Origin of the sequence: Lysinibacillus fusiformis (assembly GCF_016925635.1) — a bacterium.
In the GTDB taxonomy this organism is placed as follows: domain Bacteria; phylum Bacillota; class Bacilli; order Bacillales_A; family Planococcaceae; genus Lysinibacillus; species Lysinibacillus fusiformis_F.
The window spans coordinates 1,033,565-1,046,900 of sequence record NZ_CP070490.1; the positions used below are offsets into that span (position 1 = coordinate 1,033,565).

Consider the following 13,336-nt stretch of genomic DNA (forward strand, 5'->3'; position numbering starts at 1 on the left):
TGTCCCAATTAATACCCTTAATACAATCTTCATTAACGCATTATACCTAGCTTTTTATTTAGGTCATTTGTCTGATGAAAAGTATTACTCTAATAATTGTACCATTTTAATGTAACTTTTTCTCCATTATACCACTATAATAGTATAGTCATTTCCCTTGTTTTTCACTAGCTTTTAACATAGAGGTGAATCATATGTCAGATTTTTTAAAGCTAGTAGGTGAACAACTTCGGATTATTCGATTATCCAAAGGACTTAGCCAGGAAGAAGTGGCTGAACGGACAGGGAAGTTAGGTTTCAGTAAAGGAAGAGTTTCTAATATTGAACATGGACAATCTAATATTACCTTAAGTACTTTGGAAACAATCATGAAGGCATTAGACATTACCCCTGAGGAGCTATTTAATTTTCAAAAACTATCTGGCGTTACTGATATTGAGGAAAAAAACCTCATGCTAGACATTCATCGCTCATTACTAAGAGAACGAAATTTAGACGAGGTAAAATATGTAGTTCGTATTACGAAGGATTTTTTAGATACAATTGATTCTCAATCGAAGAAAAACAGCTCCAACGGTCAATGACAATTGGAGCTGTTTCTTTATTAAAATTAACTTTTAGTAGCTACATACCAAACTTTTGACGATAGCCACATTTTCTACATAGTTCTTCAACAGCTTCTCTTCGTGAAAAGCCCTCTACAATCTTATTGGCACGTTCCCCTTCAACAATTTCTGAGAAGGGTTTTTCGTGTACATTCCCTAAATTAATGACACCTTCCCCATCCAAGCAACAAGGCACAACGGTTCCATCCACAAGTATAGCCGCTTGGCTACGCAGAGCATGACAGAAACCCTTCCCTTCATCCTCTGGCTCTAGGAGACTTGGCCATCTAAATTCATGATCCTGATTTAAATAAACATGAGGGGCAATTTTTACTCCTTTCCCAGGCTCTACTTTTTCTTCTATGCGGTAATCAAGATTATACTCATTTTCTAATATTTCTAAAGTCTCACGGTTACGACGTGCTGCAACATCCGAAACATGATCCTGTTGTAGATTCCATAAACGATAGGAAATAATCGTATTGTACTCCCTTGATTCTCGCACAAAGTTCAAGATATCCCCTAAATATTTTTCACGGTTTTCAGAGCCCTCATGCCCATCAAAGCTATGCAACGAGAAATTAATTTGACGTAATGCTGGTTTTCCTAATATTTTCTCACGATTCTTTTTTATTAGCGTACCATTCGTTGTAATATTGACTTTAAACCCTTTTGCATGGGCAGCATCTAATAGCTGATCGATTCTTGGATGTAGTAATGGCTCTCCTTTTACATGCAAATAAATATATTTTGTATGTGGACGAATTTCATCTAATATTTTATTAAATTGTTCGACTTTTATAAGCCCCTTTGCACGAGCTGTAGGTGGGCAAAAACTACAGGCTAAATTACAAACACTCGTTATTTCTATATAAACCTTTTTAAATGTTCTCAATGTTGCTTCTCCGTTCCCATTCACTAAATAATCAAATCTCATTCATTCTAACAAATTTATTGGATAGATAGCAAAAATCGTTGAGCTTTCATCTGGGCAGTCCTACCTTTTCTCTAGGTAACATGGCTACACGTACAAGTGGGTTCATGAAGCGCTAATATCTTAATAGTAAGATGAAACGAAGGGAGGAGAAACGATGTCTGGTTTTAATTCTAAAAAATTTTATGGACCTGACGAACCTGAGCAGGAATCCTCTAACAAGCAAGGGAAAAATCATATAACGATCAATTTTACATTCAATATAGGAAACACCGATTTCCACTTTGAGCAACGAGCGGAAGGTGGAGGTCAAATCAATCATGATGTAGGCACAAATGCTAACCAAGGTGGACAAAATGCTAGTAACGGTAGTCATACACGAAATGTCAATTCGCAATTTGCTGACGGTAATGGAAGAAGCGGTATTGCTGGTAATCATAATGATGAGGCTGGTGGCCAACAAGGCATAAAAGTACGGGATAGCCTAGTCATTGAAAGTGATATACATTCATCCTCTAATCATAGTGAAAGTAATGAAGAAACTGATGTATTAACTGAAGAAAATGAGTAGATCATGTTGTTGAAAAAAGATGATGTCAACGGCAGAAAAAGCAACTTGGCAAGGTGAGGGGTTGATTTCCGTTCCGCCAGCGTCCTTTCCAGGGGGCGTCTTAGGAGCCGCTTCACTCACTAGCGTTCGCTCCAGGGTCTCATCTGTGACGCTAAATCCCCTAGGAGTAACGCTGGCTCCACTCCAATCAACCATGTGCAAAAGTGTCTTTTTCTTATCTTTCATACTAGCCGTAGCGATCAAAATAGCACATGATTTGTATAATTAGATAGGCTCTTATTTTCAATGTGTAGTGACAACACCTCTTCATAAAGAGTAGTGAACACCTTCCCTTTATTTGAAAATCTTTGCTAAAAAGTCAGTGGGTTGAAGTGGAAGGCTACTTGACTCCCGTGGGATAGCGAGACAGGCGAAGCCCTGCACGGAGCGGTAGCGGAGGAAGCGATTCGGCGCTCGCCCACAGGAAAGCAAGTAGCCTGCAACGGAAATCCATTTCTACCTTTCAATTGACAGTTTTGTTTTTCAACACTAAGAGATTGGTTGAAAAAAGATCATGTCACTAGCAGAAAAAGACCTTTTGGCAAGGCGATGGATTGTTTCCCGTTCTGCAAAAGTGTCCTTTCCTTATCTTTCATACTTGCCATAGCGATCAACATAGCTCATTATTTGTATAATTAGTGAAAGGATAGGCTCTTATTTTTAATGTGGAGAAGTGATGAATGACAATACCCCTCCATAAAATGAGTAGGAACAGCTTCACTTTATTTGAAAACCTTTGCTACATTGTGGTTTGGAGTGGAAGACTACTTAACTCCCGTTTTTTCAACACTATGAAAAAAACTTCTATCTGTTTGATGATACCGTCAACAGATAGAAGTTTTTTTGTCATACATTGCGTTTATAGTTTTTAGTGCCGTCATATGAATAAAGCATCGGCTTTTTATCCACATAGGTTTCTAAATGAACGGGCCGTCCCCATAGCTGATAAATATAAGGCAATACATTTTCTAAATAGCGAGGATCTAACTCCATCCCTTCGTAACCATGTACTAAATAGAGCTCACCATTACGCAAATAATCACCATTTTTCACTACAATATATGGGAAGCCCCCGTTTACACGCATGGATACAAGCTGATCTCGAACCATCTCATGATCCTTATCCGTTATACGATACTCATTACCTTTCTTTTGGAACAAATACAAATCTTCACGCTTCGCTAAATCCTTTGATAAATAGTTTCGAATAAAGGAAATATCCGATTCTATTTCTCTTACCTCAAAGATCTTTTCACGCCCCGTATTTGGCTGTACACCTAGCCGCTTCATTTCCTCTGTAGGATTATTATAGCGATTTTCAATATCCTCGAAAATTTTTATTCCAAGGTAATATGGATTAATCGATGTTTTGGATGGCTGCACAACCCCTGCATTTAATTTGGCATATTCAATTGTCTCAGCAGTGGTTAGTTTTAACTCCCGCATGATGCGTTGATGCCAGAAGGACGCCCAGCCCTCATTCATTATTTTTGTTTCTAATTGAGGCCAAAAATAAAGCATTTCCTCTCGCATCATTGTTAAAATATCTCGTTGCCAGTCCTCCAATTCACGGCTATACTCCTCCAAGAATAGCAACAAATCTTTTTCTGGCTTTGGCGGAAATTGCTTTAATCTTCGTCTAATTGGTTTATAAACTTTTTCTTTTTCTTCTATACTCCACAAATCATCGTATGGTGATTTCGTTGGAGATTTTTCCTCTTCAAGGTCATCGTCCTCACTCCAGGATAGCTTCGGTCGTAAAATAGATGGATCAATATGTTCCTGAATAGCTAAAACTGCATCTAAAAACTGCTCAACCTCATCCTTGCCATATTCTCTTTCATAATCAGCTATTCGCTCGGCAGTTGCGGTCATACTCTCTACCATATCTCTTCTTGTATTGGAAAAACGCACATTATTTTTAAAGAAATCACAGTGTGCTAAAACATGGGCAATAATCAGTTTATTTTGGGTTAATGTATTGGTATCGAGTAAAAACGCATAGCAAGGATTTGAATTGATCACAAGCTCATAAATCTGGCTAAGTCCTAAATCATATTGAAGCTTCATTTTATGAAATTGTTTCCCGAAGCTCCAATGGGAAAAACGCGTAGGCATACCATAGGCGCCAAATGTATAAATAATATCTGCTGGACAAATTTCATAACGCATTGGATAGAAATCTAAGCCAAAGCTTGAGGCAATTTCGGTAATTTCATCTATTGCTCGTTGAAGCTCTTTTGTGTCCATTTTACGCCCCCTCCTTTGAACGTCGTACTGTGCAAACATCCATGTTATTCTTCATTTTTTTTGAAAAAGCTCTTTAAGGCATCATATACATCGCCTTTTTTTCTCAAAATATGGTATCTGAATTTAGGATCATCAATTTTTTTATACGTATACATAAGCGTTGAGAAACGGTTATGTTGATTCACCTCACCATAGCCAAACATGCTGGATACATCCATTAACTCTCCTACCAGTTTCAAGCACTTTTCATTATCCATCGAAATATTTTCACCATCTGAGAAATGGACAGGGTAGATATTGTAGCGAGACGGATGATATTTATCCTGAATTAACTCCAATGCCTTTTTATAAGCTGAAGAACAAATAGTTCCCCCACTCTCTCCCTTTGTAAAAAATTCCTCTTCAGTGACAACCTTTGCCTCTGTATGATGGGCAATAAATTCAATCTCTACGGTTTCATATTTTGATCGTAAAAACTTCGTCATCCAAAAGAAGAAGCTTCGTGCACAATATTTCTCAAAAGCTCCCATCGAGCCACTTGTATCCATCATGGCAAGTACTACGGCTTTGGATTCTGGTTTCTCCACTTCATCCCACGTTTTAAAACGTAAATCGTCATTGTGGATAGGCGTAATTTCCGCTTTCCCATGCATTGCATTGCGCTTTAATGCATTTAAAATCGTTCGCTTTTTATCAACATTACCCATTAGCCCTTTTTTTCGAATATCATTAAACTCTATTTTTTCTGTTTTAATATCTGCCTTTTCTTTTTGCTGTAAATTAGGTAACTCAAGTTCATGGAATAAGACATTTTGGATTTCCTCAATACTGACTTCCGCTTCATAGTAATCTTGGCCAGGCTTGTCACCTGCTTCTTTTCCTTGGCCTTGAGCCTGATTGGCTTTACTGCCATCCCGGGCTACTACATCCCCGACACTACTATCCCCTTGTCCTTGCCCAACATGCTTAGAATTATCATAGTTATATCGAATTTTATATTCATCAAGTGACCGAATTGGTATTTTAATAACCTCGCGACCATTGGACATCACAATACTTTCTTCACTAACTAAATCTGGTAAATTATTTTTAATCGCATCTTTTACTTTTTCCATATGGCGTTCCTGGTCCTGGTGCCCTTTACGATGGAGGGACCAATTTTCCTGAGAAATGACAAAGCGTTTATTTTCGTGTTCAGTCATTTTTATCCTCACCCATCTATCAAATTCGCTTTTTCTATACTATGCTTGTGAGCCAAATTTTTGAACTTTTTTCATAAAATCAATTGTGCACCTATTAATCACGCCTCAGCGTAATTGCGTCCAGATTTTTTTCGAGCTTGCTCGAAAAGCTCCGCTTCAATATCTATGACATCCGCTGGGGCTTTTATCTCACCACCTATAGAGGTGGATATTTTCTGCTAAATCAAGTTAAATCTCTCATCCTGATAGTAAAAGGAGTGCCCTAAAAATGGGACACTCCTAACTGACTTGGAACAATCAACATCAAGCTATCGATTGAGTAAACTTCCTACATATTGTAGCAACTCATTTGCCGATGTTGTATTATAGCCATGTTCATCAACAAGCCTTGCAACGACCTCATTAATTTTCTTCAGTTGCGATTTATCTGGCATTTTAGAAGAAGTTGTAATTTTCACAATATCTTTTAAATCTGCAAATAATTTCTTTTGAATAGCTTCTCGCAATCTTTCATGAGAATTATAGTCAAAACGTTTACCTTTTCGTGCATAGGCAGAAATTCGAATGAGAATCTCTTCACGGAATGCCTTTTTAGCATTTTCTGAAATGCCAATTTGCTCCTCAATCGAGCGCATTAATTTTTCGTCTGGGTTCATTTCTTCCCCAGTCAGAGGATCGTAAATTTTATTTTTATTACAAAATGCCTCTACATTATCAAGGTAGTTGTTCATCAATGTTTTTGCCGATTCTTCATATGAGTACACAAAAGCCTTCTGTACTTCATTTTTAGCAATTTCATCATATTCCTTACGAGCAACCGCAATGTAATTCATGTATTTTTCACGATCCTCTTGAGAAATCGACGCATGCTGATCCAATCCATCCTTCAATGCTCGTAAAACATCCAATGCATTTATTGATGGTATCTCTTTGCGAATAATAGCAGAAGAAATACGGTTAATAATATAGCGTGGATCAATACCGTTCATGCCTTCATTTGGGAACTCTTTTTTCAGCTCCTCTAAGTCAACGGAATTAAATCCCTCCACATTTTCTCCGTCGTACAAGCGCATTTTTTTAATCAGATCCACACCTTGTTTTTTCGGTACTTCCAATCGAGTGAGAACCGAAAAGATTGCTGCGGCCTTTAAAGCATGCGGTGCAATATGGACATGGGCCATATCACTCTCATTTATCATCTTTTCATAAATATGCTCTTCCTGGCTAACTTTTAGGTTGTAGGGAATGGGCATAACGATAATTCGAGAATGTAATGCCTCGTTCTTTTTATTCGAAATAAATGATCGATATTCAGTTTCGTTTGTATGGGCAACAATTAACTCATCTGCACTAATTAAAGCGAACCTTCCCGCTTTAAAATTCCCTTCCTGTGTTAAAGATAATAAATTCCATAAGAATTTTTCATCAAGCTTCAGCATCTCCTGGAATTCCATCATTCCTCTATTGGCCTTATTCAGTTCCCCATCAAAGCGGTAAGCACGAGGATCAGACTCTGAACCAAATTCACCTATTGTGGAAAAATCAATACTTCCTGTTAAATCAGCGATATCCTGCGATTTAGGATCTGATGGTGTAAATGTCCCAATACCAACACGTTTGTCTTCTGAAAACGTAATACGTTCAATCATCACATTTTCAATGCGCCCATCGTATTCCTTTTCAAGACGCATTGTATTTAAAGGCGATAAACTTCCTTCAATTCTAATACCATATTCCTCAAAAAACTCATTACGCAAATGATGTGGAATTAAATGGAGTGGATCTTCATGCATTGGACATCCCTTAATTGCGTAAACTGCACCCTCATCTGTTCGCGAATATTGTTCTAATCCACGTTTCAGTAAGGTAACGATTGTTGATTTACCACCACTAACTGGTCCCATTAATAATAAAATACGTTTTCTAACATCTAACCTGCGCGCTGCTGGATGGAAATATTCCTCCACCAGTCTTTCAATTGCTGTTTCAAGCCCAAAAATTTCTTGTCCGAAAAATTTGTACATTTTTTGCCCATCGCGTTCCTCTACACCAGAACTTTTTATCATATTGTAGACGCGTGAATGGGCTGTTTGAGCAACTTCAGGTCTTTCCCTAATGATGTTTAAATAATCTGCAAATGTTCCTTCCCACTTCAGCCTGTTTTCTTCTTCGCGATAGTTTTTCACTTTATCTAAAATGTTAATAGCCTTCCCTCCATTCAGGGCTTGATTTATAACATAGTATGAAGTTAATGGCATGATGATACCATTACTTTTTCTTTGATGAAGTTTCTTCTTATTATTTCTATTTTTTTTGGCAAAAAGATTGCGGATATATCAACTGTTTTAATACATAGAACCTTACTGAATGAAGATAAAAATTTCGGTTATTCTAACGTTAGAAAGGAGGTCCATCATTGCATCGCCATTTTACATTTCTTTTCACATTTTTATTTTTAGGGATAATGCTGTACCCTACTGCCTCTTTGGCAAAGGAGGATCTAACAGAAGAAGAAATTTTACAGCAGCGCATGTCCTATTATGTACAATTCGATGAATTACTCATTCCTTGGCACTTTTTGGCTGCTATCGATCAGTATGAAAGAAATTTACAATCTGTCCGTAAAGACATCCCTAAACGAGAAGGCTATTTGGCTATCCAATTTTCTGATGAATACTGGTCAGGCGCTTTAAATCCTGTAAAGGAAGACACTTCTCCTGAGACAATTAGCTATTTCGGAGGAATGGGCCTTGATGGTAATCACGATGGGCTCGCTAGTCCAAAGGATGATGAGGATGTCATTTTTTCGATGGCTAGTTATTTAGGGAAATTTGGAACGACTGATGAAGATTTTAAATTAGCATTATGGGAATATTATGGAAGCGAAGAAGCAGTCAATCAAATATTTACCATCTCCACATTGTACAGACATTTTAAAACAATTGAACTTGACGCACATACTTTCCCACTAAATATTCGCTCTGATTACAGTTACAAGGGCACATGGGGCGCCAATCGAGGTTGGGGTGGTCGCCGAATTCATGAGGGAACTGATATTTTTGCAAGCTATGGAACGCCAGTGTTATCAACCTCTTATGGAATTGTCGAGGTAAAAGGATGGAATCAATTTGGTGGCTGGCGTATTGGTATTCGCGACAATCATAATTCCTACCACTATTATGCCCACCTCGGTAGCTATCATAAGGAAATTGAAGTCGGTACAATTGTAAAACCTGGTACTGTTCTTGGCTATGTGGGAAGCTCTGGATACGGAAAAGAAGGTACATCTGGTAAATTCCCTCCACACCTTCATTATGGGATTTATAAATTTAACGGAAGAACCGAATGGGCTTTCGATCCTTATCCTTCCTTACTCCAATGGGAGCGGCAAGCAAAAAAACAAAAACAGTAGATAATCTTTTACTTATGGCACTTGAAGCATGTTGCTTCAGGTGCATTTTCTTTCCACATAGGAAATTCTACATAAATACATGAATTTGTTATTAAACATCTATATATATTTAACTATTAATAAAAGGAAAACAATTATATCATTGTACTAAAAAACTATTTTTAAATATTTCTATCGAAAGGCTTATTAATATGCATAAATAGTTATAAAATAGTATTTGTGATTGAAAAAATTTCTCAATGAGATAGTAAAGGGATGGGAAAATGAAGGGCATTATCAAGTTTAAAACACTTAAAGCTCGAATTTTAAGTGCATTTATTCTTTTGTTAGTTTTAGTAGTTAGCTTTACAACCTACACTTACAATTCCAATACAAGTATGGAAAGACAAGCAAAAGATTTAGTAAAAGAAGATTTAGTAGTTTTAAATGCAAGTAAAAATTTAGCACTGTCCATGAGTGTCCGTCTATCTGCAGCGTTAAATTATGTGTTGACAGGTGACGAAAAATACAAAGAATCGTTTGATGAGTATCGCAAAATGGCTGAGGAAAACAATGCTATTCTAGACAAATATGAAAAATCAGATGAACGCGAAAAACTAGTAGAAATAGCCCGTGATTGGAGTACCCTTGTTAATACGGAGGTATTTGATATCTATCAAAAAGGCAATAAGGAATTAGCTTTAGAAAATTTAATGGATACACATCAACTCGTAACGAAAGTGCGTTATGGTTATGAAAAACTGGCAGATGATCGTGCTGAAGCCATTACAGCTGTTGGTAATGATGTTGTATCAACTAGCTCAGAGAATCGAACAATTGGTATCGCTTTTAGTTTGATTCTAACAATAGCTGGTATTCTAATTGCCATTATCACAGCTAGTACCATATCTAAACCTGTTACAGTCGTAGCCAATCGAATGAAAGAATTAGCAAATGGAAATTTACAACTAGAGCCACTACCTGTAAAAACAAGAGATGAAATCGGAACGTTAATGGTAGCAGCTAATGACATGAACGAAAAATTAAAACAAACAATCCGCTCTATCTATACGGTTTCTGAAACAGTAGCAGCTAGTAGTGAAGAGCTTGCTCAATCATCGAATGAAGTACAAGCAGGTACTGAGCAAATTACAGTAACGATGCAAGAGCTTGCATCAGGTACAGAAACACAAGCCTCCACAACAGGTGATTTGGCAGAGACAATGACAGCATTCAAGCGTAGCATTCATGAAACTACACAAGAGGGCATTGAGTTAAGCAAACATTCTAGTCATGTTCAAAATTTAACAGTTTCTGGAAAAATCTTAATGGTGCAATCTACCAAACAAATGGCTACAATAAATGAAATTGTATTAGACTCTGTGAAAAAGGTGGAAAATTTAAATGAGCAATCTGCTGAAATTTCCAAGCTTGTGTCTGTTATCGATGATATTTCAAACCAAACAAATTTACTTGCATTAAATGCAGCAATTGAAGCAGCACGAGCAGGTGAGCATGGCAAGGGCTTTGCTGTTGTAGCAGATGAAGTCCGAAAGCTTGCTGAACAAGTACAGTTCTCTGTCACGGATATTGCAACAATTGTCCATCGTATTCAAGGTGAGACGGGCAATGTTACATCTGCCCTCCAAACTGGCTATGAGGAAGTAAAAAGAGGAACAACCCAGCTCGATCAAACAAATGAAACATTTGAAAAAATTTCTGATGCTGTTGAGGATATGATTGATAATATTACAACCATTTCAACGAATTTAAATCAGCTTGCTCAAAATTCTGAAACCATTAATGCTTCTATTGATGATATGGCCTCTATTTCGCAAGAATCTGCTGCTGGTGTTGAGCAAACAACAGCGACTGTAGAGGAAACGGCCGCTACAATGGATGAAATCGCTAGAAGTGCAAATCAGCTTGCTGGCATGGCCGAGGAATTAAATACGCAGCTACAGCAATTTAAAATTTAATCAACTACACAACAAAGGCTATCTCAAATTTCTCTATTTTGAGATAGCCTTTTCTATTATTGCCAATGACTTATCGGAACGCGTTCCAATTCATGACGTTTAATAATGACACTTATCTTTTGAAACCATTTCTCACAAAGCTCCAGGGCTTCTTTATAGTCATCTTCCTCTTTCGAGATGGGCTCTTCACTATTATCCATAAACATATATTCTTGAATAGGCTCTGATAAATGATCTACTACTAGCTTTAACGATAGCTGTGAGATTGTATCTTCTTCTACCTCTTCTTCTTCTACTTCATCCGCTTCTGCAAGTAAGGACCCACTCATTAGGTGATTCTTTGTTCTAACCATAAACACCTCATCTTCCATGATAGCCACTTCATATATTTTGTTAAACGGAATCTCTATTATTTTCAGTTCTTCGTCTAAAGCTTCTCTTCGTGCGAAAATAAGCGTGTTTGTCTGTTCATTTAACAATAAGGCATTCAACGCATCACCTGAAAGTGTACATTGTGTATGAGGAATAGCCATTATTTCCTCCTCACTAGCTTCTGTCATGGCGGCCAAAGTTTGTGCAGCAATATAACGCTCTTTTAAATAACGAATACTACCTATACCGACTAAAGCTAGCCCAATTAAAAAAAATAGCTGCTTAATAATGACCAATCCAATGGCATTTGCTAGAAAAAGATAGACAATCCCTAATAAAATGAAGAAAATATTTTTCATCCAAATCCCGCCTTTATCAAGATACTCACTAGAAAAATTCAGTTGATGTACTAGCAATAATATTCTTGATTCTAGCTTTTCATTCTAATAAAAAACACGAATCCATTGAACTTTTCAATGAACCCGTGCTTTCATTTTTAACGACCCATTAACTCTTCTTTACTACTTACGTCGTCTAATGTTTTATCTTTTTCTATTTTGTGCATCTCAAGAACATGCTCAGATGGTGGTACTAGTAAGCTCACCACGACAATCGTGATACCCGTTATCACAACACCTGAAAATACAGGAGCCTGCCATAATTCATTTAATAGACCTATGAAGCCTTGTGATTGGATTGTCAGACTAGGTACGAATGTTAGTGATGTCACAATGTAATAAACTAAGCCAACAGAAATACTTGCCCAAACTGCCGGTGTACTCACACGTTTCCAAAATGGTCCTAAAACGATTGGCCAGAATATTGTCACGAAAATAATATCCCATGCTAAATAAGCTAAATCAATGACTTTTTGGAAGCTTACAGCTAGCACTAAACCTAATAAAGCACTAGCTAGAATAATAGATCGTGAAAATCTTAATAGCTTCTTAGGATCAGGGTTACGATTAATAAAATCTAAATAGATATTCTTTGTCACAATCCCCGAAGTTGCTACATAACATGCAGCTACTGTAGACATCCCCATGGCTGCCATGGCTGTTAAGAAAATAGCTGCTAATAAGGGCGGAAAATAACCTTGTGCAAAGGTAAGCATCAATGTTTCTGGGTTAGAGCTCTCAGGATAAATAGACTTGAAGGCTTCCCCTAGCATCCCTGGAATCCAGCTAATTGCAATGACAATAATACCTGCAATTATCATACTGCGCTGTGCCACTCGTGGACTTTTCGCAGCAGCTACCCTCTGCCCAAGATCAACTGCAGGGATATCTCCAAGTGCTAGTACAAGATATAAAGTCCAAAACTCTGCTCCTGCCTTCTCAAATAATGTACCGATATTCCACCACTCAGGATTAAATGTAACGTCTGGATAGTAAAACAAAATAAAAATGGTAATACCCAAAATACCGGCTACTGCAAGCGCACCTTGCACGATTTCAGTATAGGCTACAGCCCATAAACCTCCTATAACCGAATAAATAGCCGTTAGTGATACAAATAGAAGTGCCGCAGGAATAAAATCAATTTGCAACAATTGCTGAATAATATAGGTACCACCAACTGTTAACGCCGCTGCATTAAAAACACCAAAAGCAATTGCCATAACGACTCCTGTATAGGCTCCTAGCTTTTTGCTGCCATAGCGTAAACCGTAGTAATCTGCTAATGTCCAGCCCTTTAAACGTCGTAATGGTTTTGTCCAAATGAGTGCTCCAAGAATCATACAAGTCCCTAAACCACCCATTGTTGCCGATCCTTCAAAGCCACCGCTTGTATAACCTGAACCTACTGCTGCAAAAAAGAATGGGGCAGCTAGTAGGGCAGCGACTAAACTACCCGTTACAACGGATAAAGGCATGCTCCAGCCAGCAACAATTAAATCCTCAGCAGTGTTGACACGCTTATAGCCTTTATAGCCAATGTAATAGATAAATAATAAGTATAAGCAAAAGATAATAATATTTAACATTGTTTA

Annotated in this window: 10 protein-coding genes; 4 read left to right on the forward strand and 6 right to left on the reverse strand. The window is 37.5% G+C overall.

Going from position 1 to position 13,336, the window contains the following annotated elements:
- Window positions 1-194 precede the first annotated feature (194 nt).
- Window positions 195-584 carry a helix-turn-helix domain-containing protein gene (locus tag JTI58_RS05255; protein ID WP_004225641.1) on the forward strand — a complete coding sequence of 130 codons (390 nt, stop codon included), beginning with the start codon at window positions 195-197 and terminating at the stop codon, window positions 582-584.
- A 40-nt stretch (window positions 585-624) separates the two neighbouring features.
- On the opposite strand, the gene JTI58_RS05260 is transcribed toward JTI58_RS05255, so the two are convergent.
- Complete coding sequence (locus JTI58_RS05260) at window positions 625-1,500, reverse strand: radical SAM/SPASM domain-containing protein (protein ID WP_205445677.1); 876 nt, start codon at window positions 1,498-1,500, stop codon at window positions 625-627.
- Between the two features lie 196 nt (window positions 1,501-1,696).
- On the opposite strand from JTI58_RS05260, the gene JTI58_RS05265 reads away from it, so the two are divergent.
- A complete protein-coding gene (locus JTI58_RS05265; protein WP_205445679.1) occupies window positions 1,697-2,110 on the forward strand; it encodes a hypothetical protein in 414 nt (137 codons plus the stop codon).
- An 885-nt stretch (window positions 2,111-2,995) separates the two neighbouring features.
- On the opposite strand, the gene JTI58_RS05270 is transcribed toward JTI58_RS05265, so the two are convergent.
- The 3 genes from JTI58_RS05270 to JTI58_RS05280 all read right to left on the reverse strand — a co-directional run bounded on the left by JTI58_RS05270 (window position 2,996) and on the right by JTI58_RS05280 (window position 7,805).
- Complete coding sequence (locus JTI58_RS05270) at window positions 2,996-4,399, reverse strand: SpoVR family protein (RefSeq protein ID WP_205445681.1); 1,404 nt, start codon at window positions 4,397-4,399, stop codon at window positions 2,996-2,998.
- Between the two features lie 44 nt (window positions 4,400-4,443).
- Window positions 4,444-5,601, reverse strand: a complete 1,158-nt coding sequence (gene yhbH / locus JTI58_RS05275; RefSeq protein WP_205445682.1) for a sporulation protein YhbH — start codon at window positions 5,599-5,601, stop codon at window positions 4,444-4,446.
- A 308-nt stretch (window positions 5,602-5,909) separates the two neighbouring features.
- Complete coding sequence (locus JTI58_RS05280; RefSeq protein WP_205447124.1) at window positions 5,910-7,805, reverse strand: PrkA family serine protein kinase; 1,896 nt, start codon at window positions 7,803-7,805, stop codon at window positions 5,910-5,912.
- 212 nt (window positions 7,806-8,017) lie between these two features.
- Between JTI58_RS05280 and JTI58_RS05285 the strand changes: the two genes are divergently transcribed.
- Both JTI58_RS05285 and JTI58_RS05290 read left to right on the forward strand, forming a co-directional pair.
- Complete coding sequence (locus JTI58_RS05285; RefSeq protein WP_205445683.1) at window positions 8,018-9,013, forward strand: M23 family metallopeptidase; 996 nt, start codon at window positions 8,018-8,020, stop codon at window positions 9,011-9,013.
- A gap of 263 nt (window positions 9,014-9,276) precedes the next feature.
- Window positions 9,277-10,971: a methyl-accepting chemotaxis protein gene (locus JTI58_RS05290; protein ID WP_205445685.1), complete on the forward strand. Its 1,695-nt coding sequence runs from the start codon at window positions 9,277-9,279 to the stop codon at window positions 10,969-10,971.
- Window positions 10,972-11,027: 56 nt separating this feature from the next.
- Here JTI58_RS05290 and JTI58_RS05295 read toward each other — a convergent pair whose 3' ends face one another.
- Window positions 11,028-11,702 carry a hypothetical protein gene (locus JTI58_RS05295; RefSeq protein WP_205445687.1) on the reverse strand — a complete coding sequence of 225 codons (675 nt, stop codon included), beginning with the start codon at window positions 11,700-11,702 and terminating at the stop codon, window positions 11,028-11,030.
- A gap of 137 nt (window positions 11,703-11,839) precedes the next feature.
- The gene (locus JTI58_RS05300) at window positions 11,840-13,330 is read right to left on the reverse strand and encodes a sodium:solute symporter family protein (protein ID WP_205445688.1); all 1,491 of its coding nucleotides are present in this window, start codon (window positions 13,328-13,330) and stop codon (window positions 11,840-11,842) included.
- Window positions 13,331-13,336 lie beyond the last annotated feature (6 nt).

Excerpts from the sequence above, each read along its gene's own strand:
- JTI58_RS05255 (WP_004225641.1), top strand. The coding sequence starts at position 195 with ATGTCAGATTTTTTAAAGCTAGTAGGTGAACAACTTCGGATTATTCGA.
- JTI58_RS05265 (WP_205445679.1), top strand. The coding sequence starts at position 1,697 with ATGTCTGGTTTTAATTCTAAAAAATTTTATGGACCTGACGAACCTGAG.
- JTI58_RS05270 (WP_205445681.1), bottom strand. The coding sequence starts at position 4,399 with ATGGACACAAAAGAGCTTCAACGAGCAATAGATGAAATTACCGAAATT.
- yhbH (WP_205445682.1), bottom strand. The coding sequence starts at position 5,601 with ATGACTGAACACGAAAATAAACGCTTTGTCATTTCTCAGGAAAATTGG.
- JTI58_RS05290 (WP_205445685.1), top strand. The coding sequence starts at position 9,277 with ATGAAGGGCATTATCAAGTTTAAAACACTTAAAGCTCGAATTTTAAGT.
- JTI58_RS05295 (WP_205445687.1), bottom strand. The coding sequence starts at position 11,702 with ATGAAAAATATTTTCTTCATTTTATTAGGGATTGTCTATCTTTTTCTA.
- JTI58_RS05300 (WP_205445688.1), bottom strand. The coding sequence starts at position 13,330 with ATGTTAAATATTATTATCTTTTGCTTATACTTATTATTTATCTATTAC.